The organism is Spirillospora sp. NPDC127506 (genome assembly GCF_040302145.1).
Lineage (GTDB): Bacteria > Actinomycetota > Actinomycetes > Streptosporangiales > Streptosporangiaceae > Spirillospora.
This window is the reverse complement of record NZ_JBEORG010000029.1, coordinates 86,229-108,745: the sequence shown is the minus strand read 5'-3', so window position 1 is coordinate 108,745 and position 22,517 is coordinate 86,229. Positions and strand designations below refer to the sequence as shown.

Annotated in this window: 18 protein-coding genes and 3 tRNA genes; 15 read left to right on the top strand and 6 right to left on the bottom strand. The window is 70.8% G+C overall.

The window, feature by feature from the left end; genetic code table 11:
- Nucleotides 1-171 precede the first annotated feature (171 nt).
- From ABTW95_RS25290 to ABTW95_RS25270, 5 genes are all read right to left on the bottom strand, one after another.
- A tRNA-Val gene (locus ABTW95_RS25290) sits at nucleotides 172-243 on the bottom strand.
- Nucleotides 244-253: 10 nt separating this feature from the next.
- Nucleotides 254-324 (bottom strand) — tRNA-Cys (locus ABTW95_RS25285).
- Nucleotides 325-351: 27 nt separating this feature from the next.
- Nucleotides 352-424 (bottom strand) — tRNA-Gly (locus tag ABTW95_RS25280).
- Nucleotides 425-466: 42 nt separating this feature from the next.
- Entirely contained in the window at nucleotides 467-1,435 is a 969-nt protein-coding gene (locus tag ABTW95_RS25275) for a CHAP domain-containing protein (protein ID WP_396449223.1), read from the bottom strand.
- 182 nt (nucleotides 1,436-1,617) lie between these two features.
- A complete protein-coding gene (locus ABTW95_RS25270; RefSeq protein WP_500227570.1) occupies nucleotides 1,618-2,634 on the bottom strand; it encodes a universal stress protein in 1,017 nt (338 codons plus the stop codon).
- A 247-nt stretch (nucleotides 2,635-2,881) separates the two neighbouring features.
- Between ABTW95_RS25270 and ABTW95_RS25265 the strand changes: the two genes are divergently transcribed.
- From ABTW95_RS25265 to ABTW95_RS25230, 8 genes are all read left to right on the top strand, one after another.
- Entirely contained in the window at nucleotides 2,882-3,973 is a 1,092-nt protein-coding gene (locus tag ABTW95_RS25265) for an LLM class flavin-dependent oxidoreductase (RefSeq protein WP_396449226.1), read from the top strand.
- Nucleotides 3,970-4,569: an FMN reductase gene (locus ABTW95_RS25260; RefSeq protein WP_396449227.1), complete on the top strand. Its 600-nt coding sequence runs from the start codon at nucleotides 3,970-3,972 to the stop codon at nucleotides 4,567-4,569. The genes ABTW95_RS25265 and ABTW95_RS25260 overlap by 4 nt, the downstream gene beginning before the upstream one ends.
- 206 nt (nucleotides 4,570-4,775) lie before the next feature.
- Nucleotides 4,776-7,619 carry a serine/threonine-protein kinase gene (locus tag ABTW95_RS25255; RefSeq protein WP_500227569.1) on the top strand — a complete coding sequence of 948 codons (2,844 nt, stop codon included), beginning with the start codon at nucleotides 4,776-4,778 and terminating at the stop codon, nucleotides 7,617-7,619.
- A gap of 39 nt (nucleotides 7,620-7,658) precedes the next feature.
- The gene (locus tag ABTW95_RS25250) at nucleotides 7,659-8,006 is read left to right on the top strand and encodes an ArsR/SmtB family transcription factor (RefSeq protein ID WP_500227568.1); all 348 of its coding nucleotides are present in this window, start codon (nucleotides 7,659-7,661) and stop codon (nucleotides 8,004-8,006) included.
- Nucleotides 8,003-8,638, top strand: coding sequence for an SRPBCC family protein (locus ABTW95_RS25245; RefSeq protein ID WP_396449230.1), 636 nt, complete (start codon nucleotides 8,003-8,005; stop codon nucleotides 8,636-8,638). The genes ABTW95_RS25250 and ABTW95_RS25245 overlap by 4 nt, the downstream gene beginning before the upstream one ends.
- A 177-nt stretch (nucleotides 8,639-8,815) precedes the next feature.
- Nucleotides 8,816-11,026: a carbamoyltransferase HypF gene (hypF, locus tag ABTW95_RS25240; RefSeq protein WP_500227567.1), complete on the top strand. Its 2,211-nt coding sequence runs from the start codon at nucleotides 8,816-8,818 to the stop codon at nucleotides 11,024-11,026.
- Nucleotides 11,027-11,274: 248 nt separating this feature from the next.
- Complete coding sequence (locus ABTW95_RS25235; RefSeq protein WP_500227566.1) at nucleotides 11,275-11,469, top strand: hypothetical protein; 195 nt, start codon at nucleotides 11,275-11,277, stop codon at nucleotides 11,467-11,469.
- Nucleotides 11,470-11,987: 518 nt separating this feature from the next.
- Complete coding sequence (locus ABTW95_RS25230) at nucleotides 11,988-13,307, top strand: HNH endonuclease signature motif containing protein (protein WP_500227565.1); 1,320 nt, start codon at nucleotides 11,988-11,990, stop codon at nucleotides 13,305-13,307.
- Nucleotides 13,308-13,681: 374 nt separating this feature from the next.
- On the opposite strand, the gene ABTW95_RS25225 is transcribed toward ABTW95_RS25230, so the two are convergent.
- The gene (locus ABTW95_RS25225) at nucleotides 13,682-14,083 is read right to left on the bottom strand and encodes a PPOX class F420-dependent oxidoreductase (RefSeq protein WP_396449233.1); all 402 of its coding nucleotides are present in this window, start codon (nucleotides 14,081-14,083) and stop codon (nucleotides 13,682-13,684) included.
- A gap of 145 nt (nucleotides 14,084-14,228) precedes the next feature.
- On the opposite strand from ABTW95_RS25225, the gene ABTW95_RS25220 reads away from it, so the two are divergent.
- From ABTW95_RS25220 to ABTW95_RS25190, 7 genes are all read left to right on the top strand, one after another.
- The gene (locus ABTW95_RS25220; protein WP_500227564.1) at nucleotides 14,229-15,098 is read left to right on the top strand and encodes an aminoglycoside phosphotransferase family protein; all 870 of its coding nucleotides are present in this window, start codon (nucleotides 14,229-14,231) and stop codon (nucleotides 15,096-15,098) included.
- Nucleotides 15,099-15,229: 131 nt separating this feature from the next.
- Nucleotides 15,230-16,942 carry an MFS transporter gene (locus tag ABTW95_RS25215; RefSeq protein ID WP_396449235.1) on the top strand — a complete coding sequence of 571 codons (1,713 nt, stop codon included), beginning with the start codon at nucleotides 15,230-15,232 and terminating at the stop codon, nucleotides 16,940-16,942.
- Nucleotides 16,943-17,065: 123 nt separating this feature from the next.
- Nucleotides 17,066-18,070: a LacI family DNA-binding transcriptional regulator gene (locus ABTW95_RS25210; protein WP_500227563.1), complete on the top strand. Its 1,005-nt coding sequence runs from the start codon at nucleotides 17,066-17,068 to the stop codon at nucleotides 18,068-18,070.
- A 51-nt stretch (nucleotides 18,071-18,121) separates the two neighbouring features.
- Complete coding sequence (locus ABTW95_RS25205; protein WP_396449237.1) at nucleotides 18,122-19,342, top strand: extracellular solute-binding protein; 1,221 nt, start codon at nucleotides 18,122-18,124, stop codon at nucleotides 19,340-19,342.
- A 109-nt stretch (nucleotides 19,343-19,451) separates the two neighbouring features.
- Complete coding sequence (locus tag ABTW95_RS25200) at nucleotides 19,452-20,669, top strand: ABC transporter ATP-binding protein (RefSeq protein ID WP_500227562.1); 1,218 nt, start codon at nucleotides 19,452-19,454, stop codon at nucleotides 20,667-20,669.
- On the top strand, nucleotides 20,659-21,585 hold the full coding sequence (locus ABTW95_RS25195) for an ABC transporter permease (protein ID WP_500227561.1): 927 nt from the start codon (nucleotides 20,659-20,661) through the stop codon (nucleotides 21,583-21,585). Before ABTW95_RS25200 ends, ABTW95_RS25195 begins: the two co-directional genes overlap by 11 nt.
- Nucleotides 21,582-22,454: an ABC transporter permease gene (locus ABTW95_RS25190; protein ID WP_500227560.1), complete on the top strand. Its 873-nt coding sequence runs from the start codon at nucleotides 21,582-21,584 to the stop codon at nucleotides 22,452-22,454. The genes ABTW95_RS25195 and ABTW95_RS25190 overlap by 4 nt, the downstream gene beginning before the upstream one ends.
- The last annotated feature ends 63 nt before the right edge of the window (nucleotides 22,455-22,517 follow it).

Genomic DNA, 22,517 nt, shown 5'->3' with positions numbered 1-22,517 from the left:
CGCGACCCCGTCACAGGCGCGGTCTTCCTGTCCGAGCTGTACCTCTCCACCGACCCGTCGTTCCAGGGCCGCTACACCGGGGGCCCGGGGGTCGCCCCCCGGATGAACACGACGAAGGAGTGGCGGCGAAGGAGCCACAAAGCTCCGAGCACACCACTCCCAACTCCGAAGTGGGCGATACTGGGATTGAACCAGTGGCCTCTACCGTGTCAAGGTAGCGCTCTCCCACTGAGCTAATCGCCCTTGCGATGCGAGGTGGAGACGGGATTTGAACCCGTGTACACGGCTTTGCAGGCCGTTGCCTCGCCTCTCGGCCACTCCACCAGAGCGAGACCTGATGGGGCCTCTCAGAGCGGACGACGGGATTCGAACCCGCGACCCTCACCTTGGCAAGGTGATGCTCTACCAACTGAGCCACGTCCGCGTGCCGGTCCGGAGGTCGCCCTCCGGGCTCGCATGGACAACTCTAGCGGAATCCTGGAGTGCTTGCGTACAGAGCGGGGGTCTCCTCGGTGAGTTCGGCGTGGAGGGTGTTCCAGAAGTCGAGTTCCTTGTCCTCTTCGAGGTGGGCGATGCGGCCCCAGAACTCGCGGTCCTCGGCCTCGTGGGCGGCGGCGAGGGAGAGGGCGGGCATGAGGGTGGTGCCGGCGTCCGCGGCGTCGAGGTCGGCGGGGGTGACGTCGGCCGGGAGGGCGACGGGGGTGGACGGGCGGTGGTGCTTGCCGCGCTTGCGGACGCGGATCGGCGGGGAGGTGGGGGCCTTGGCGGCGGCGGCGCGGCCGGCGGCGAGCGCGACGGTGCCGCAGAGGATGAAGGCGAGGATGCCGCCGAGGACGACGTCCTGGGCGGGGAGCGGCTCGGCGGCGCCGTTGTGCTCGGCCTCGTGGGTGTGCGTGGACGTGACCGGGGCGCCGACCTGGTCGACGGTGGGGGCGGGGGCGGCGTGCTTGGGGGTGTACTTGGCCTCGACCTTGACCTTGGACGGGTACCCGTAGCCCACGACGGTGCCGGTGTCGCGGGTCTTGCGCATGAGCTTGTAGCCCTCGGCGTTGCCCTCGATGGTGTGGAGGGTGTGCCCGTCGACCTTCTCGACGATGCCGACGTGGTCGATCTGGTCGATATCGTGGGATCCGTTCCAGTCGTAGAAGACGATGGCGCCGGGTTCGGGGTCGTGGCCCCAGGCGTCGTGCTTCTTGAACCACTTGGCGTGCTCGACGGTCGAGGCGAACTGCCCGGCCTGGTCGGTGACGTCGGCCTTGTCGGCGGCCCAGGCGAGGAACATGTCGCACCAGGGGGCGGTGGAGAAGTACTCGTCGTGGTCGCCGTCGACGTTCTTGCGGTACCACTCGCCGAACTTGGTGTAGCCGTCGCCGTGCTCGGTGTAGCCGAGCTCCTTCTTGGCGATGTCGAGCAGCTTCTTGCCGATCGGGTCCATCTCGCTCCCAGCGCCTCGCTCGTTCGGGCAGGGTGCGCCCGACCGGGGGGAGGAACGTGCCCTGTCTGTGCCCCGTCGTCTGAAACGACCGTTCCAATGGTCACGTTCCGATCTCGACGGAATGTAATGCAGGTAAACGACGGGCGGCAACCTGTTCCGGGTAAACGGTCAAAACGGACTACTCAGTAGTAGCCACGCGGGAGGACGGTGACCGGACACGGGGCCGCCCGCAGGACCTTCAGCGCGACCTCCCCCAGGAAGACGCGGTGGGCGGCGGCGTCCTCGCTGGACGCGCAGACGAGGAGCTCGCCCTCGGGCCAGTCGACGTCGTCCAGGGCGTCGGCGACGTCGTCGCCCTCGGCGAGCTCGGCGGACACCTCCTCGGGGAGCAGGTCGGCCGAGTCGAGGGCGAGCCGGATGGCGAGCGCCAGGTCGTCGCGGAGCGGGTCGCCGTCCACGTCCCCGATGGCGAGGGTGACCAGCCGGAGCGGGACGTCCAGGCGCTCGGCGGCCTGCGCGGCGCGGATGACCGCCTCGTCGCACTGGGGCCGCCGGACGTACATGACGGTGATCCGGCCGAGCTCGTCCGGCGGGCTGTAGCCGGACGGCGCGAGCATCACCGCCTCGGTCGCCGAGTGCAGCAGGTGGTCGGCGGCGGCGCCGACGCCGATGCGGCCGCGGGCGCCGCCCTCGGGGGAGCCGACGACGATCAGATCGGCGCCGATCCGGCTGGCGAGCACGGTGAGCCCGCGCCCGACGCTGCGCCCCTCCTGGACGATCAGGTCGGCCGGCTGGCCGTCCAGGAGGTCGGCGAGCGGGTCCAGGACCGCGCGGGCCTCCCCGGCGGCGGCCGGCAGGTCCGGCGGGTGGACGTGCGCCACGCTCAGCCGGCCGCCGGTCAGCGCGACGATGCCGCGCGCGAGGTCGAGCGCCTCCCGCCCGCCCGCGTCGGGAACGTATCCGGCGAGCACGTGTTCACCGATCATGTACCCGAGCATTCCCCCCCGGCGGCCCGTCAGACCAGATGTGGTTCGCGACGGGCACCTGACGGCGACGGCGTCCGGCCAGACCGCCGAGTGGGCGAGCCAGTGCTCCAGGAGCGACGCGTCGCCGGTCGCCTTCACCTCGGCGGCGTCGTCCGGGGCGAGCCGGCGCGCCGACACCGGCAGCAGGTCCTGGACGGGCCCGGTGGCGGTCACGTCCGCGTCCGCGGACCCGTGCTCCCAGACCGGCCCGCCGGGCGTGCGCGTGATCAGCCACCCCGGCGGGGACGGCTCCCCCGGACGCAGGCTCAGCGTCTCGCCGCCCCGCCGGGACGGTCGGCGCCTGGCCGGTCGACGCGCTCGAACGGGACGTCGCCCGCGCGGCCTGACGCGGCAGGAATACGGGCCCGCCGCGCGCGGTTCCGATAGAATGATTGAACGTTCTACTATCTCGGAGGCCGCCATGCAGTTCGGGATCTTCTCGGTCGGCGACGTCACCCCCGATCCGACCGACGGCCGCGTCCCCACCGAGGCCGAGCGGATCAAGGCCATGGTGACCATCGCCCTCAAGGCCGAGGAGGTCGGGCTGGACGTCTTCGCGACCGGCGAGCACCACAACCCGCCGTTCGTCCCGTCCTCCCCGACGACGATGCTCGGCTACATCGCGGCCCGCACCGAGCGGCTCATCCTGTCCACCGCGACGACGCTGATCACCACCAACGACCCGGTGAAGATCGCCGAGGACTACGCGATGCTCCAGCACCTCGCCGACGGCCGGGTGGACCTGATGATGGGGCGCGGCAACACCGGACCCGTCTACCCGTGGTTCGGCAAGGACATCCGCGACGGCATCCCGCTCGCCATCGAGAACTACCACCTCCTGCACCGGCTCTGGCGCGAGGACGTCGTCGACTGGGAGGGCAAGTTCCGCACGCCGCTGCAGTCGTTCACCTCGACGCCGCGCCCGCTGGACGGGGTGCCGCCGTTCGTGTGGCACGGCTCGATCCGCAGCCCGGAGATCGCCGAGCAGGCCGCCTACTACGGCGACGGCTTCTTCGCCAACCACATCTTCTGGCCGAAGGAGCACTTCCAGCGCCTGATCGGCCTGTACCGGCAGCGTTTCGAGCACTACGGGCACGGCTCCGCCGACCAGGCCATCGTCGGCCTCGGCGGGCAGGTTTTCATGCGGAAGAACTCCCAGGACGCCGTCCGCGAGTTCCGCCCGTACTTCGACAACGCCCCCGTCTACGGGCACGGGCCGTCCCTGGAGGAGTTCACCGCCGAGACGCCGCTCACCGTCGGCAGCCCGCAGCAGGTGATCGACAAGACGCTGACGTTCCGCGACCACTTCGGCGACTACCAGCGCCAGCTGTTCCTGATGGACCACGCGGGGCTGCCGCTGAAGACCGTCCTGGAGCAGCTCGACATGCTGGGCGAGGAGGTCGTCCCGGTGCTGCGCAAGGAGTTCGAGGCGCTCCGCCCGGCGCACGTCCCGGCGACCGCCCCGACCCACGCGTCCCGTCTCGCCGCCCTCCCCGCAGAGGGGGTCAAGTGACCACGCTCGCCGTCGTCTCCGCCGGTCTCGGGCGGCCGTCGTCCACCCGGCTGCTCGCCGACCGCCTCGCCGCCGCGACCGCCGAGGCCCTGCGCGGCGACACCGCCGTCGAGACGATCGAGCTGCGCGACCACGCGCACGCCATGGTCGACGCCACCCTGACCGGCTTCCCGTCGGGGGCGTTCCGCGCCGCCGTCGAGACCGTGACGGGCGCGGACGGCCTCATCGCCGTCACACCCGTCTTCAACGCGTCCTACACCGGCCTGTTCAAGACGTTCTTCGACGTCCTCGACCGGGACGCCCTGGAAGGCAAGCCGGTGCTGCTCGGCGCGACCGGCGGCACCGCCCGCCACTCCCTGGCCATCGACTACGCCATGCGGCCGCTGTTCGCCTACCTGCGCACCAGCGTCGTCCCGACCGCCGTCTACGCGGCGTCCGAGGACTGGGGGAGCGCCGACACCGCCCTCCCGGACCGCGTCGCCCGCGCCGGCGCCGAACTCGCGGCCCTGATGGAGGCGCGTCCGGCCCCGGCGAAGGACGACCCGTACGAGAACCCGGTTCCCTTCGAAGAACTGTTGTCCACAAGTAGCCGTTGACCCGGCGGACTCCCGCGCCTGCGGGAAAAATGAGCATGTGCTTGGAGACGCGATCGGTGCGCCGCCCGGCCCGAGGGGGCCGATGCGCGGTCGCGGCCGATCCGCGACCCGTCCGCGGCCGGCCGTGAGAGTCCGGGCGGTCGGCGCGGCACCATCCGCCGGCGTACGCCATCGGCGCCGGGCCCACCGCCGCGGCGGAGGCGGTCATGGCGCCCGGTGAAGCGGAGAGCACGCACCGCTTCACGCGCGAGCACGCCCGGAGGGCACCGCGCGGCAGGTCGGCCGCGATCCGGCTCTGGCTCGCGAAGCCCCCGCTCGCCATGGTCGCCTCCGCCTACCTGAAGACCCTGGACCTCGCGCGGCTCGCCTTCGGCGCGCGACGGCGGCGCAGCCCGCCGCCGCTGCCGCCGCCCCGGCGGGACGCCGACGACGCCGCGATTCTGGACGTCCCGCTGCGCGACGGCTTCCGCTACGTCCACGAGCCGCTGAGCCGCGCCGAACCCGGCCTGCCCGACCTCGCGGACGGGTCCCTGGCGGAGGCGCTGCGGGAGCGGATCACGTTCTCCCGGGGCGGCACGTTCCTCATCTCCGGGTTCCGCGGGGTCGGCAAGACCACGCTCGTCCAGCGCGTGCTGGAAGATCTGGAACGAGACCCTCCGCCCGGACGCCGCGTCCTGCCCGTGGTGCTGAGCGTGGCGCGCCCGATGTCCACCGAGCATCTGCTGTTCGCGATCGTCCGCCGGGTCTTCGAGGCGCTGAACGAGGCGGGCGCTTTCGAGACGCTGCCGGACACCACCAGGCAGGCGCTCCTCCTGACCTACATGCGGACGTCGCTGTCGTTCAAGGAGATGCGCTCCGACGCCACCGAGCGGACGGCCACCGCCGACATCGGCATGTCGGCGCTCGCCGCGAAGCTCGCCGGATCCACCGGCGTCTCGCTGCCCAAGGTCGGCCTCTCGGCCAAGCGGACCCGGTCACTGGCGACGGAGGCGGCGTTCCTGGCGTACTCCGAGACCGACGTCGAACACGACATGATGCGCGTCGTCCGCATGCTGTCCGCCGCCCCGCCCCCACCCCGCGGCCTCCTGCGCGGCCCCCTGCGCGGCCTCGGCAGGTCCCGGCGTGGGCCGTTCCCGATCAGCCTGGTCGTCGTCCTGGACGAGATGGACAAGCTGACCGCCGTCCAGGACGGCATGGCGGTGGTCGAGAAGCTCCTCGGCGGCATGAAGAACGTCGTGACGATGCCGGGCGCCTACTACCTGATGGTCGCCGGGCCCGACTTGCAGGACCAGGTGCTCCTCGACTCGGGCCGGGGCAACAGCGTCTACGAGAGCGTCTTCGCCTGGCGGCTCTACACCCCGTGCAACTGGGACGCGCCGTCCGTCCTGCTGGACGGCCTCGTCGACGGGCCCGTGGACGAGGCGGCCAGGGAGCCGCTGGACGCGCTGCGCCGCTACCTCGCCTTCAAGGCCCGCGGCGTCCTGCGCCGGCTCCTGCAAGAACTGCACACCTTCGTGGTGTGGCGGCATGGCCGGCCCCGGCTGCGGATAACCGACGCCGACTGGGGCAAGGTCGCGTTCTACGCGCAGATGGAGGACACGCTCCGCGCCTTCTTCGCCGACACGCGCGGGAAGGTGTTCCCCACCGAGATAGACCAGGACCGGTGGCGCCTCGGCGGCTACTACGTCCTCGACTGGATCCTGCGCAGCGACGGCCTGCCGTTCACCTCCTCCGACATCGTGAAGGCCGTCGAGGAGGGGGACTTCGACGCGCTCCTGCGGATCACGCCCGCCGCCGTGGACCTGCTCCTGGAGCACCTGGAACGGACAGGCGTCCTGGCAGTCGTCCGCCGGGTCGACGCCGATTCGACGTTCGTCGTGGACGTCTCGGACTCCCGGCTCACCTCCTACCGGCTGGCGGACGACACGATGCGGCGCCTCCGCGGGCTCGCCGTGACGAGCCAGACCGAGCGCGCCGAACTGGAGTTCACGCTGTCCCCGCAGATGCTGGGGGACAGCACCGTCACCCTCCGCCGGCCGCCTCCCTCGGGGGCGGACCGGCACGAGCCGCCTCTTCCCCGTCCCTCCTCCGGGCCGTCCGAGCCTCGGCCGGCCGCCCGGCCCGCACCGGAGCTGCGGCGCAAGGGGCTGGGCGACCGCTACGAGCTGCGCCGCCTGATCGGCGAGGGCGGGATGAGCTCGGTGTACGAGGGCTTCGACCTGGTGCTGCAGCGCGTGGTGGCCGTCAAACTGCTGCGCACCGCCCTGGCCGACGACGGCAACGCCGTCCGGCGGTTCAGGCGCGAGGCGGAGATCAGCAAGTCCGTCCGCCACCCGAATGTGGTGGAGGTGTTCGACATCGTCGAGCAGGAGGACGGGTTCGCCATCGTCATGGAGTACCTCCAGGGCGAATCGCTCAGCGACCTCGTCGCGGGGTCGCGGACGGGGCCGGCGGGCGGGCTGCCGCCGGGCGAGGCGGTCGGCATCGCGATCACCATGGCGGAGGTGCTCGGCTACCTGCACTCCCAGGGGCTGGCGCGGCTCGACATCAAACCCGGCAACATCATCATGGTGCGCGGCCAGGGGCCCGTCCTCATCGATCTGGGCATCGCGAAGTCGGTCGAGAAAAACCTTGAGTCCTGGGACACCCAGATCGGCGTGGTCGTCGGCACACCGCTGTACATGGCGCCGGAGCAGGCACGCGGCGCGCCCGTGGACGGCCGCGTCGACATCTACGCGCTCGGCGTCGTCCTGTACGTCTGCCTGACCGGCCGGCATCCGTTCGCCGAGCGGCCCGCGCACGAGGTGATGGAGGAGTTGCAGCACGGCATCCCGCTCGACACCGCGTCCCTGCCGGTCTCGGCGGGGCTGCGCCGCGTGATCGACCGGGCGACGGCCGCCGACCCCGCCGCACGGTACGAGAACGCGCGGGAACTGGCGGACGACCTCCGCGCGACCGACGAGGCGGCGGAGGGGGACTCCTCCGCCGCTCCGCCCGAGGACGAGGCCCGCCCGCCACTCGACGCGACTCGGGCGGATGATCTTTCTTAAGTATTGGCTTATATAAGTGAAGGCTGTACTTTGAGTCTCGTGCACGCGTTCGATGTGCTGGGCGACCCCGTGCGGCGCCGGATTCTGGAGCTGCTCGCCGACGGCGAGCGGTCGTCCGGCGAGGTCACGGCGGTCGTCCGGGAGGAGTTCGGGATCTCGCAGCCCGCGGTGTCGCAGCATCTGAAGGTGCTGCGCGACAGCGGGTTCGCGGTGGTGCGGGCGGAGGGGACACGCCGGCTGTACGCGGTCGACGCCGCGCCGCTGCGCGAGGTCGACGCCTGGCTCGACCGGTTCCGCCGGTTCTGGACACCGCATCTCGACGCCCTGGCGACCGAGATCGCCCGAGGCAAGCGCGCACGCCGCAACGACCCAGGGAGCGAAGCATGATCGAAGTCACGGGGCAGATCAACGCGGTACGGCGCAAGGTCGGCGAGCGGGTGCTGGAGGCCGGCACCGCGCGCACGGCGACCGTCAGCCAGGTCTACGACACCGACGTCGAGGACCTGTGGGACGCCGTCACCAACCCGGAGCGGATCCCCCGCTGGTTCCTGCCGATCTCCGGCGACCTCCGGCTCGGCGGCCGCTACCAGCTCGAAGGCAACGCCGGCGGGACGATCGAGACGTGCGATCCGCCCAAGAGCTACTCCGCGACCTGGGAGTACGGCGGCCAGACGTCCTGGATCGAGGTCCGCCTGACCCCGGAACCGGACGGCCGGGCGCGCTTCGAGCTGGAGCACATCGCCCACGTCGACGACGACATGTGGGACCAGTTCGGCCCGGGCGCCGTCGGCATCGGCTGGGACATGGGGCTGCTCGGCCTCGCCCTGCACCTGGCGACCGGCAAGAACGCCCCGGAGGAGGTCGGCCCCGACTGGGCCACGACGGACGAGGGCAAGGAGTTCAGCCGGCAGAGCGGCGAGGCATGGCGGGAAGCCCACGTGGCGTCCGGCGCCGACGAGGCCACCGCCCGCGCCTGCGCCGACCGCACCATCGCCGCCTACACCGGAGAAGCGGAGTGACCTCCGCCCGGTAGGAGGGAGTGACCTCCGCCCGGTAGGAGGGGGTGACCTCCGCCCAGTAGCAGCCTTCGTATCGAGGGTCGCGCGACCCGGCGTCCCGCCTTCTTGACGGGGAGTAGGACGTACCTTGTGCCTCCTTTCCAAGCCTTAGGCGGGGCGCCGGGAAGGATTGGCGGGGTGGATGTCAGAGTGGGCGTCCGGGTCGAGGGGGTCGTGCAGGGCGTCGGGTTCCGCCCTTTCGTGCACGGGCTCGCGACCGGGCTCGGACTGTCCGGCCTGGTGGGCAACGACGCGCGCGGCGTGTTCATCGAGGTCGAGGGCGCCCCCGACGTGGTCGGACGGTTCCTCGAAGGGCTGCGCACGCGCCCGCCCCGGCTCGCCGTCGTCGAACGCGTCACCACCCGCCGGTTGGACGCGGAAGGACGCGACGGGTTCGCGATCGTGGGCAGCGACGCGTCGGGGGAGCGTCGCGCACTGGTCTCCTGGGACTCCGCGACCTGCGACGACTGCCTGCGCGAACTCCACGACCCCGGCGACCGGCGCTACCGGTACCCGTTCATCAACTGCACGAACTGCGGGCCGCGCTTCACGATCGTGAGGGACGTCCCCTACGACCGTCCGTACACGACCATGGCGGGCTTCGCGATGTGCGGTCCGTGCGCCGCCGAGTACGAGGACCCGGCCGACCGGCGGTTCCACGCCCAGCCGGTGTGCTGCCCGTCCTGCGGCCCGGCCCTCACCTTGCACCCGCACGCCGGCGATCCCCTCCCCGCAGCCCGCGACCTGCTCGCGGGCGGCGCCGTCCTCGCGGTGAAGGGCCTGGGCGGCTACCACCTGGCCGCCCGAGCCGCGTCAGAGGACGCGGTCGCCGCGCTCCGCTCGCGCAAGCACCGCGAGGACAAGCCCTTCGCCGTGATGGTCCCCGACCTGGCCGCCGCCCGTGATCTCTGCGTGCTCTCCGCGGCGGAGGAGGAGCTGCTGGCAGGCCCTAGACGCCCGATCGTCCTGGCCCGCCGCCGCCCGGACGCGGCAGTCGCCTCCGGAGTCGCGCCCGGCAACGGACACATCGGCCTGATGCTGCCCTACACCCCCCTGCACCACCTCCTCATCACCGAACCAACCGTCTTGACCAGCGGAAACGTCTCAGACGAGCCGATCGCTCACCGCGACGACGACGCACTCCACCGCCTCGCCGGCATCGCCGACGCCTTCCTGCTCCACGACCGCGCCATCCACACCCGTACCGACGACTCGGTGGTGCGGGTGTTCCGCGGCCGGACGCTCCCAATTCGCCGATCACGCGGCTACACACCGGAACCCGTGCCCATCGCAAAAGGGCGACCGGTCCTGGCATGCGGCGCCGAGTTGAAGAACACGTTCTGCCTGACCCGCGACGGCCGGGCATTCATCTCCCACCACATCGGCGACCTGGAGAACTACGAGACACTCCGCGCCTTCGAAGAGGGCATCGAGCATTTCCGCCGGCTGTTCGACGTCAAGCCGGAAGTCATCGCCTACGACCCGCATCCCGAATACCTGTCGACCAAGTACGCGCTCGACCAGGAGCTGCCGGGCGTCGCCGTCCAGCACCACCACGCGCACATAGCGTCCTGCCTGGCCGACAACGAAACGGACGGCCCGGTCATCGGCGTCGCCTTCGACGGCACCGGATACGGGACGGACGGAACCCTCTGGGGCGGCGAATTCCTCATCGCCGACCTGCGCGGTTTCGAACGAGCCGGGCACCTGGAACCGGTCCCGATGCCAGGCGGCGCCGCCGCGATCCGCGAGCCCTGGCGAATGGCCGCCGCATACGGCGCACCCTCAGACCTGCCGGTGGCGCGCCGCCCCGACTGGTCCACGGTCGCGGAAATGGCACGGCGCCGCATCAACGCACCGCTCACCTCAAGCATGGGCCGCCTGTTCGACGCGGTAGCCGCCGTCCTCGGCGTCCGCGACCGGATCAACTACGAGGGCCAAGCAGCGATCGAACTCGAACAACGCGCCGACCCTTCCGACCGGTCCGCGTACTCGGCACCCATCACCGCAAAACCCGTCTTCACCGTCGCCGGCGGCGACCTGCTGAACGCAGCGGTGGCCGACCTCCGCGCGAACGTCCCCGTCCCAACGATCGCGGCTCGCTTCCACAACGGCGTCGCCGCGCTGACAGTGGACGCCGCGTCCCGAATCCGCGAGGAGACCGGCCTCGGCACAGTCGCTCTCTCCGGCGGCGTTTTCCAGAACATGCTCTTGCTGGAACGCGCGGTATCCGGCCTCACCGACGCGGGCTTCAAGGTACTGACGCACCATCGCGTCCCACCGAACGACGGCGGCATAAGCCTCGGCCAGGCCGCCGTAGCCACCGCCCAAGCTGATGCGCACTCCTGACCTCGTGCGAGGTTCGCTTCGGAGAGGTCCACGATGTCACCGAAGCCCCTCTCGTTGAGTGGCCGGGTCTCTTCGTGAGCGGCGGGATCTCTTCGTGAGGGGCCGGGTCTCTTCGTGAGCGGCCGGGGCTCTTCGTGACGTGGCCGACGCTCGGCTTTCTGTGGCGGTGCCTCGGGACGGGCCGCCGATCATCTGCGTCGACTCGACCTGGCGGAGATTGCTGCAACTCAGCGCGATGTGGATTTCTGATGCCGTGCGAGAGCCTGTTCAGGCTGGTCAATGGTGTCGTCGAAGCTCGTTTCGCTGCCATCGCCTTCATTCGAGGAGACGGGCTCTGGTACGCCTGCCTGAACGGTGTAGACGCCTTTGGCGGAGTGGCGGAGGGCAGCTTCATGGCTGGGCCGACGGCCATCTCCGGCTGCGGAGTCGCCTACGCCTGCTGATCGGCCCAGACCGGCTCCTCGGATGAGGGATCGAGGGCCTGCTCCGAAACGGTCTCCGCGTTCCTCATTGAGCTGGATCAGGGCGGAAATCGGCCTGCGTTGCTAGCGAGTGTTCTGCTTGCGGTAATGGTGACGGCGGTCTTTTCTCGGATTTGTGTGGTTGCGGTGGGTGCCCAGTTGCGGTGGCCACTGGCGGGTCGGCGCGCAAGTTGAGGTCGCCGTGGGCTGGAGTCACTTCGGCTGGGGTCGGCGGCTGGGGATGGTGTCCAAGCTGCGGGTCTGCGCGGGGTTGCGGCTCTTCGTGTCCGCTGCCGGGTGACGGTGTCGGGGCCTTCGGCCCCGACGGTGGCGGCGAGAAGGCGGGGTGATATTTCCTGACAAATGGTTCGCGGCAGCGTGCACTTGGCATCGGACTCCCGGGCAGAAATAGCTGGACGGTCTGCCGACTATCCGGAGAGCCTCAATATTCTCACCTGCACGAGGCGATAAGGGTCGCAATCATTCGATAGCATAGAGTCATGTGTTCGAGCGAGATCGACATCGCGTCGATGTCCACCGGCGAACTGGTGGACGCGGCGGCGTCGATTGCGGCCGAACTCGCTCGGCGCGAGGCGTCCGCCTCACCGGCCGTGTGCATGGCGCAGGCCGAGGTCCTCGCGCGCGCCACCGACCAGCATGAGAGTGCGCTGGCCGCTTTGATCGGACGAGTCGACGCCTCCGCGGAGATGCGCCGGTGGGGCCTGCCGTCCACGCTGGCATGGCTGCGCACCCGCCTGGGCATGCGTGAGGCCCGCGCCAAGGAACGCCTCCACCTCGCCCGCCAGCGTCACCGTCTTCCCGAAGTGGCGCGTCGACTGGCCACAGGTGAGCTGTCCTACGGATATGCCTCCACCATCGGCGCAGCGGTCGCGCGGCTGAACGACGAGGACTGCGCGACCGCTGAAGAGATCCTCCTCGACCTGGCCGGGCAGGGCTTCTCCGCGGGGAAGGTCGCCTCCTTCGGCAACAAGATCACTGATCTTATCGCCGAGCGTGACGGCTCCGAACGGGCACCCGACGACGCTCGTCGCGGCTACGAACGCTCCTGGATCGACACGACCCGGTCATTGGACGGCGGCCGCTACGTCAAGGGGTGGCTCAACGCCGAAGACGCCGCGATCTGGGACGGTGCTCTCGCGCCCCTGGCCAAACCGGCCGGTGCCGACGACCGCCGTGACCTGTCCGAGCGCACGGCTTCCGCGTTGACGAGCGTCCTGTCGGACGGACACAAGGCCACCCGCGTCACCGTCATCTGCGACCTCGAAACCCTCACCGGCGGCCACGCACCGGCACGCCTCACCGACGGCACTCCGATCCCCGCCGCCCAGGCCCGCCGCATCGCTCTGGCGGCCGGGGTCTCAGCCCTCATCCTGGGCCGCGGGAACGTTCCGCTCTACCTCGGTCACCGGCAACGCTTCGCCAGCCCCGCCCAACGCCAGGTCCTCCAGACCCTCTATCCGACCTGCGCGGTCCAGGGCTGCGAGGTGCCCGGGACGCTGTGCGAAGTCGACCACGTCACCGGCTGGGCCCTCGGCCAAAGCCCCACCGACATCGACAAACTCACCCTCTGCTGCGGCTGGCACAACCGCTTCAAACACGCCAATCCGAAGCAGATCCACATCACCCGGGATCAAACCGCAGGCCGCTATGTCTACCGCGTCCTGCCGCCCGATAACCCCACCTCAGGGACTCCACCCGCCTCCAACCTCTGGACCGCCACATCGCACAGCGTCCGCCCACGCCTCCGCCACGTCCGGCGCTCCTCACCCAGAGCCCACCGCCAACCCGCCGGCCCGTAAGCCTCGGCCGAACCGTCGGCACCGCCTTGCCCGAGACGCCCTCCTGGCGCCGCGCGAGCCCCGCTTAGTCCGCGCCCGTGATGTCGCGGAAGCCCGTTCGCTGACCTGTCGGGCCGGTTACTGACGTCCGCTTCCAAGACGACATCCGAGGCAGTCCCGCTGAGCAGCCGCGATGATCTGGCGAAGCTTCGCCGCACTCCGGCCTCACGCGCGCTCCTGACCTCGGGCGAGTCCTGGCCACGGTGTCGCCGAAGCCGTTCCGACCTGCTGGGCCCCACGGGTGACGTGGCCGACGCCCGGCTTCCAGCGCCAGTGCCCAGGGCCTTGTCTGGCCGGGTGAGCGGATCCGGGCGGCCCACCGGCCGAGGGGCTGGTCAGAGGTTGCCTAGGGCGCGGGTCGGGGTGATTTCTATGACCACGCGGTTCGGGTTCGCGCGTGGTGGTTTGTAGCGGACGGTGTACAGCTGTTCCGCGTGCGCTACGGAGGCCGGGTCCGTTTTGAGGGTGGCGCGGCCTTCGATCGTCGACCAGCGGCGGCCGTCCACTTGGGTCACCGCTACCGGGAGGCCGGACTCGCCGGCGGCGCGGACGTGCCGGGCCTTCGCCGAGGCGGCCGAGGTGATCACGCGGACGGTGCCGGCGTCCAGGGTGGCGCCTACCGGGACGGCGTGCGGGGTCCCGTCCGGGCGGAGCGTGACGAGCGTGCACACGCGCCGCTCCCGCCAGAACGCCTGGAGGCGCTCGTCGGTCAGGTCGAGCCGGTGTTTTCCGTCCACCGGACGGATCTTAGGCGGCCGCACGATTTGAGTAGAGGCCCGGGGGAGGTGCCCCGAAAAGCCGTTGCCGACGGGTTCTTCGCGCTGGCACGGTGTGGCGGGCGTGGCAATCGGAAGCGGCGACGGCTGGCAGTGAGGGTTGACTATGAAGCTGGACGCGGAACTCGTTCGCGCCCTGGTTCGTGAGCAGTTCCCCGAGTGGGGCGGGCTTCCCGTCCGGCCCGTCCCGCGGCAGGGGTGGGACAACCGGACGTTCCGGCTCGGCGACGGGCTCGTGGTCCGGCTGCCCAGCGCCGAAGGCTACGTGCCCGCCGTGGAGAAGGAGGACCGCTGCCTGCCGAGGCTGGCGGGGCACCTGCCGCTGCCCGTGCCGGTGCCGGTCGCCACCGGACGGCCGGGCCTCTGCTACCCCTTCCCGTGGTCGGTGCGGCGCTGGCTGCCGGGGGAGACGGTGGAGACCGCCGCGGACGTCGACCGGATCCGGCTGGCCCGCGACCTCGGCGCCTTCCTCGCCGCGCTGCGCGAGGCGCCCGAGAGGGGGCCCTTCGGCGGTCCGCACTCCTACTACCGCGGCTGCCACCCCAGCGTGTACGGCCATGAAGTGGAGTCCGCGCTGGACGCGCTCGGGAACGCGGTCGATGTGGCCGCATGCCGGGCCGTGTGGGCGGACGCCCTGGGGTCGGCGTGGCCGGAGGCGCCGGTGTGGTTCCACGGGGACGTCGCGGTCGGCAATCTGCTCACGACCGGCGGGGTGCTGTCCGCGGTCATCGACTTCGGCACGTGCGGCGTCGGCGATCCCGCCTGCGACCTGGTCATGGCGTGGACGTTCTTCGACGGCGCCGAACGGAAGGTCTTCCGGGAGGCGGTCGGGCTGCCGGACGACGCCTGGCGGCGGGCGCGCGGGTGGGCGCTGTGGAAGGCGCTCGCGACCATGGCCCGCCTGTCGAGCCCCGATCCTGAGGGCTTCCAGAGCCGGGTACTGGAGCGAATCATCGCCGACCCGGTGGTGGGTTGATGGGGCGCGGGCCGGCGGAGTGGTCGCACCCTGGGCGCGCTCTGGTGAGGGTTCCAGGTCGTTCGTCGCGATGGCATGGAACGCCGGGTTTATGATTAGTTAGCGTAGGAAACTATCTGCCGGGGGTACGCGTGCCGTCCAAGCACTATCCGTGGGTCGCGCTGAGCAACACAACGCTCGGCATGCTGCTGGCCACGGTCAACTCCTCGATCGTGATCATCTCGCTGCCGGCGATCTTTCGCGGCATCCACCTGAACCCGCTGGAGCCGGGCAACGTCAGCTACCTGCTGTGGATCCTGATGGGCTACATGCTCGTCTCGGCGGTGCTGGTCGTCACGCTCGGCCGGCTCGGGGACATGTTCGGACGCGTCCGGATGTACAACGCCGGGTTCGCGGTGTTCACGGTCGGGACGCTCCTGCTGGCGCTCGATCCGCTGCACGAGAGCGCCGGGGCGATATGGCTCATCGGCTGGCGGGTGTTCCAGGGCATCGGCGGCGCCATGCTCATGGCGAACTCGGCGGCGATCCTCACCGACGCCTTCCCGGCGCACCGGCGGGGGATGGCGATGGGCGTCAACCAGGTCGCCGGGATCGCCGGGACGTTCATCGGGCTCGTCGCCGGCGGCCTGCTCAGCGAGATCAACTGGCGGCTGGTCTTCTTCGCGTCCGCGCCGATCGGCATCGTCGGGACGCTCTGGGCCTACCGCAGCCTGGTCGAGACCGCGCGGAGGGCGGTCGCCGCGAAGATCGACTGGCTCGGCAACGCGACGTTCGCGGTCGGGCTGACCGCGCTGCTCGCCGCGATCACCTACGGCATCCAGCCGTACGGCGGGCACGACATGGGCTGGACGAACCCGTGGGTGATCGGCGGGATCGCCGGCGGCATCGCGATGCTGGTGCTGTTCTGCTGGATCGAGACCAAGGTGGAGCAGCCGATGTTCCACCTGTCGCTGTTCCGCATCCGGGCGTTCACGGCCGGGAACGCGGCCGGGCTGCTCGCCGCGATCTCACGCGGCGGGATGCAGTTCATGCTGATCATCTGGCTGCAGGGCATCTGGCTGCCGCTGCACGGCTACGACTACGAGGACACGCCGCTGTGGGCGGGCATCTACCTGCTGCCGCTCACCGCCGGGTTCCTGGTGGCGGGGCCGCTGTCCGGGCACCTGTCCGACCGGCACGGCGCCCGCGCGTTCGCGTCCGGCGGGCTGGTGCTGTCGGCGCTCGCGTTCGCCGGGCTGCTGGTCATCCCGACCGACTTCGGGTACACCACGTTCGCGCTGCTGATCTTCCTGAACGGGGTGGGCTCCGGGCTGTTCGCCGCGCCCAACACCACCGCGATCATGAACTCCGTCCCGGCGGACCAGCGCGGCGTCGCGTCCGGCATGCGCGCCACGTTCATGAACGCCGGCATGGTGCTGTCGATCGGCGTGTTCTTCTCGCTGATGATCGCGGGGCTGTCCAACGCGCTGCCGAGGACGCTGACGCAGGGGCTGACGGAGCACGGCGTCCCGCCGGGGCCGGCGGCGCAGGTCGGCGAGCTGCCGCCGGTCGGCACGCTGTTCGCCGCGTTCCTCGGCTACAACCCGATCCAGAACCTGCTCGCGCCGTTCCACGTGCTCGGCAGTCTCGCGCCGGACGACGTGGCGACGCTGACCGGGCGCTCGTACTTCCCGCACCTGATCTCCGAGCCGTTCCACCACGGCCTGGTCATCGTGTTCACCATGGCGATCGCGATGTCGCTGGTCGCGGCGCTGGTGTCGCTGCTGCGCGGGCGCCGGTACGTGCACGAGGAGGACGTCGCGGACGAGCCCGCCCTGCAGCGGGCCGGGCGGGACGCCGCCTAGATCCGGACCCCGGGAGGGGAGCCCCCGGCCGCGGCCGACCTCAGATCACGAGGCCGTTGCGGCCGGGGGCTTTTTCGCGCCCGCTGTTGACACTGTTCCGCAAACGTTTTCATAATCTTCGCCATGAGCGCAGACGGCACCCGGGCCTCGATCCGGGCGGTGGCGAGCCTGGCGGGGGTGTCCCCCTCGACGGTCTCGCGCGCGCTGAACTCCCCGGAGCTCGTGAACGCCGAAACCCGGCAGCGCGTGCTCGAGTGCGCCGAGCGGCTCGGCTACCAGCCGAACCGCGCGGCGCAGTCGCTGGTCCTCGGGCGGACGCGCAACGTCGGGCTGATCGTCCCCGACATCGCCAACCCGTTCTTCGCCCCGTTCATCAAGGGCGTCGAGGCCTACTTCCGGGACACCGAGTTCGCGGTGTTCCTGGCCGACACCGACGAGGACACGGCGACCGAGGTCCGGCTCGCCGAGGCGATGGTCGAGCGGGTGGACGGGCTGATCCTGTGCGCCCCCCGAATGTCCGGGACGCGGCTGCGCGCCGTCGCGGCCAAGACCAGCGTCGTCCTCGCCTACCGGACCAGCCGCACGGCCCCCTCGGTCCTGCTGGACTTCCAGCCCGGCCTGGACCAGGCGGTCGCGCACGTCCACGCGCTGGGCCACCGCAGATGCGCGTACCTGTCCGGTCCGGCCAACTCGTGGTCGAACCGGCAGCGCCGCAAGTTCCTCGGGGCGGCCTGCGAGGAGCGCGGCATCGAACTGGTGGACCTCGGCCCGTACGAGCCGCGGTTCACCGGCGGCTACCGGGCCGCCGACGAGGTGGTCGCGGCGGGCGTGACCGCCGCGTTCGCCTACAACGACCTGGTCGCGCTGGGTGTGCTGTCACGGCTCACCGAGCGCGGCGTGAAGGTACCCGGCGACATCAGCATCGTCGGGTTCGACGACATCCCGATGGCGTCGATGACGAATCCGCCCCTGACCACGGTGGCCATGCCCGTGAACGCGCTGTCCCGGGCGGCGGCCGCCACCATGCACGCGACGCTCGACCCCCGGGCGCCCAAGGCGCCCCCTCTTCCGCCGGCCTCCGAGCTGACCACCCGACTCCTCATCCGAGGCACCACCGGGCCGGTGTGAGCCCGGCCTTACCCGTGCGGGGCCGCGCGTCCCGCCAGGAGGACCCACCCCATGAGAACTCCTCGATCAGCCCTCCTCGCCCTCGCCACCGCCGCCGGACTGCTGCTGACCGCCTGCGGCGCGCCCAGCTCGGACGGCAAGTCCGCGGCCGAGCCGGACGCCGGAGACGTCAAGCCGCCGTCCAAGCCCGTCACCCTCAACGTCATCGACGTCGCCGGGAACCTCCAGCTCACCCAGCAGATCTTCGAGAACTACAAGAAGGAGCACCCCGAGCTCATCAGCAAGATCACCTATACGAAGGCGACCGCGCCGGAGCTGGCCGGCAAGGTCAAGGCCCAGCAGGACGCCGGGCGGCTCGACATCGACCTCGTGCTGACCGGCACCGACGGCCTCTCGGCCGGCCTGGAGCAGAACCTCTGGGTGGACCTGCTCGGCAAGTACTCCGACAAGCTGCCCGACCTCAAGTCGCAGTACCTGGAGCCCGCGTCCAAGATGCAGGACCTCGCGCAGGGCAAGGGCGTCGTCGTGACGTACTACCCGTCCGGCCCGCTGCTGGAGTACAACCCCAAGAAGGTCTCGAACCCGCCGAAGACGGCCGACGAACTGCTCGCCTGGGCGAAGGCCCACCCGAACAAGCTGGAGTACGCTCGCCCGTCCAACTCGGGTCCCGGACGCACATGGCTCATGGGCCTGCCCTACATCCTGAAGGACTCCGACCCCAAGGACCCGACGAACGGCTGGTCCAAGACCTGGAAGTACCTCAAGGAGCTCGACCAGTACATCGAGTACTACCCGACCGGCACCACGCAGACGATGAAGGAGCTCGGCGAGGGCACCCGCGACATCATCCTCAGCACCACCGGCTGGGACATCAACCCGCGCGTCCTCGGGCAGGTGCCGAAGGACGTCAAGATCCAGGCGCTCGACGGGTTCACCTGGGTCACCGACGCCCACTACATGGTCGTCCCCAAGGGCGTCTCCGGCGAGAAGCTCGCCGTCCTGCTCGACATGATGAAGTACTCGCTCCAGCCGCAGCAGCAGGCGATCACCTTCGACAAGGGCTACTTCTACCCCGGTCCCGCCGTGAAGGGCGTGACCCTCGACATGGCTCCGGCCGAGAGCCGGCAGGCCATCCAGGAGTACGGCCGCCCCGAGTACGACAAGCTCATCGCCGACAACCCCAAGGCCCCGCCGCTGGACGCCAAGGCCCTCGTCACCGCGTTCGACCGCTGGGACCGCGAGATCGGCGGCCAGAAAGTCAAGAAGTCATGAGCCCGCACAGCCAAGAAGTCATGAGCCCGCACAGCGCCGGTTCGGTGCAGGCGCCCGGCGGCGGGGCGCGAGGCCGCTCGGCGGGTTCCGTGTCCGCGGCAGGGACGTCATGACGGTGGAGACCGCAGTGGAGAAGGGCACGCAGGCCGCGTTCGGGCGGTTGCGCCTGGACGGGGTCACGCGGCGGTTCGGGAAGCAGACGGCGCTCAGCGGCTTCGACCTGCGGATCGAGGGCGGCGAGTTCATCGCGCTGCTCGGCCCGTCCGGCTGCGGCAAGTCGACCGCGCTGAACTGCCTGGCCGGGCTGCTGCCGCTGTCGGACGGCGCGATCTGGCTGGACGAGGAGCGCATCGACACACTGCCGCCGGAGAAGCGCGGGTTCGGCATGGTGTTCCAGAACTACGCGCTGTTCCCGCACCTGTCGGTCCGCAAGAACGTCGCGTTCGGGCTGTCGGTCCGGCGGGTCGGGAAGGCGGAGACGGCGCGCCGGGTGGACGAGGCGCTGCGCACGGTCGAGCTGACCGAGCACGCCGACAAGCTGCCCGGCCAGCTGTCCGGCGGCCAGCAGCAGCGCGTCGCGATCGCCCGCGCGATCGTGCTGCGGCCGAAGCTCGTGCTGATGGACGAGCCGCTGTCGAACCTGGACGCCAAGCTGCGCGTGCAGATGCGCACCGAGATCCGCCGCATCCACCAGACGCTCGGCCTGACCACCGTGTACGTCACGCACGACCAGGAGGAGGCGCTCGCGCTCGCCGACCGGGTGGTGGTGCTGCGGTCCGGGAAGGTCGAGCAGATCGGGACACCGGAGGAGGTCTACACGTACCCGGCCAGCACCTACATCGCCGGGTTCATGGGCTACCGGAACCTGCTGGAGCTGCCCGTCCTGTCGGTGGACGACGGCAGGGTGACGCTCGGGGAGACCGGCGGGCTCACGCTCACCGGGATCGGGCAGGAGCCGATCACCGGTGGGCGGGCGGTCGCGGCCGTCCGGCCCGAGGACTTCCGGGTCGCCGGCGCCGGGGAGGCGGAGAACCGCATGACCCTCCGGGTCGAGGTGTCGGAGTTCCACGGGCGCGAGGTCGCCGCCGAGGGCGTCACCGATGACGGGCGCGTCGTCCACTTCAAGTCCCCGGAGCGGATCGCGCCGGGGGAGAGGGTGGCGCTGACCGTCCAGCCCGAGCGCGTGCTCGTCTTCCGGGAGAGCGTGCGGGAGGCCGCCCGGGCCCTCGACGGAGAGGACCTCGGCGGGCAGAACCTTGGCGGGCAGGGCCTCAGCGGGCGGGCGTTCGACGGGCCCGCCGGGACGGGGGCGCCGGATGGCGGTTGAGGCTCCTCCCCGGCCGGAGGCGCCGGCGCCCGGGCGCGGCGGCCTCCGGCACCGGCTCGCCGAACGCGGCGTCGACCGGGTGCTGCTCCTGCTGCTGCCCGCCGTGCTCATCATCGGGCTGCTGTTCCTCTACCCGATGATCTACGGGGTGGGGCTGTCGCTGCAGCCGAAGAACGGCGGCGGGCCGCTCGGCAACTACGCCGACTTCTTCACCGACTCCTACCAGCGCGGCACCGTGTGGAAGACGCTGAAGCTGGCGCTGCCCGCCGCGCTGATCAACGTCGGCGCGTCGGTGCCGATCGCGTACCGGCTGCGCGGCCGGTTCCGGGGGCGGCGGGTGCTGACGGCGCTGCTCGTCCTGCCGGTGACGCTCGGCACGGTCCTCGTCGCGGACGGGCTGCTGCGCTACCTCGGCCCCAAGGGCTGGTTCAACCGGATCCTGCTCGACCTGCACATCGTGGACGAGCCCGTCCGGCTGATCTACAACTACTGGGGCGTGCTGTTCTCGCTGCTCATCACCGGGTTCCCGTTCGCGTTCCTGCTGGTGCTGTCCTACATGTCGGGGATCGACCCGACGCTGGAGCGGGCCGCGGCCACGCTCGGCGCCGGCCCCTGGCAGCGGATGCGGCGTGTCGTCCTGCCGCTGCTCGCGCCGGGCCTCGCCACCACGTTCGTGCTGGCGTTCGTGCTGGCGTTCTCGGTGTTCCCGTCCGCGAACCTCGTCGGCGAACCGGCCGGGGAGACGCGGGTGATGGCGATCGCGGCGTACCAGGCGGCGTTCGAGAAGTACGACTACTCGATGGCCTCGACCATCGCCGTGCTGATGGGCGTGTTCGAGCTGCTCGTCATCTCGGTGACGCTGCTGCTGCGCGGCCGCCTCTACACCGGGCCCGCGATGGGAGGTAAGGGATCATGACGACCGCCGTCACGCGCCCGGCCGGGCTGCCGAAGCGCGGCCTGCCGAGGGGCCGGCCGGGCACCTGGCTCGTCTGGGCCTGCGTCGCGTTCTTCCTGGTCAACCTGTTCGCGCTGATCCTGTCGGTGGTCGTCAACTCGTTCGGGACGAAGTGGTTCGCCGGCTGGCTGCCGCAGGGCTTCACCAGCACGTGGTACTCCGACGCGTGGGACGAGTTCGCGCTCGGCGAGGTCCTCACGGTCACCCTGGAGATCACGCTGGTGGTGGTCGCGCTCGCGCTGCTGATCGGCGTCCCGGCCGGGTACGCGCTCGCGCGGCGCGACTTCCCCGGCAAGCGGATCGTGATGTTCCTGCTGCTCCTGCCGGTGCTGCTGCCGCCGATCACCTACGGGATCCCGCTCGCGACGGTCCTCTACAAGGTGCATCTGGCGGGGACGATGACGGGTGTCGTCGCGGCGAACCTCGTCCCGGCGCTGCCGTTCGTCATCCTGGTGATGACGCCGTTCGTGGAGCAGATCGACACCAACGTGGAGTCGGCGGCGCGGATGTGCGGCGCCCGCACCCGGCAGGTCTTCACCCGGGTGCTGGTGCCGCTGCTGCTGCCCGGCATCCTCGCCGCCGGAATCCTGGTGCTGGTCCGCACCGTCGCCATGTTCGAGCTGACGTTCCTGGTGGCGGACGCCGACAGCCAGACCCTGATCGTCGCGCTGTACAGTGCCGCGTTCACTCCGGGGATCCGCGCGGCGCAGGCCATCGACGCGATGGCGGTGATCTACATGGCGCTGTCGGCGGTGCTGCTGATCATCGCGCTGATGTTCGTGAACCCGACGCAGATCGTCGCCCAGGTGAGGGAGACTCCGGCCGAATGAGAGCTGTCCAGTGAGGGGTGTCCGGAGGGGTGTCCAGTGAGGGGTGTGCAGTGAGGGGTGTCA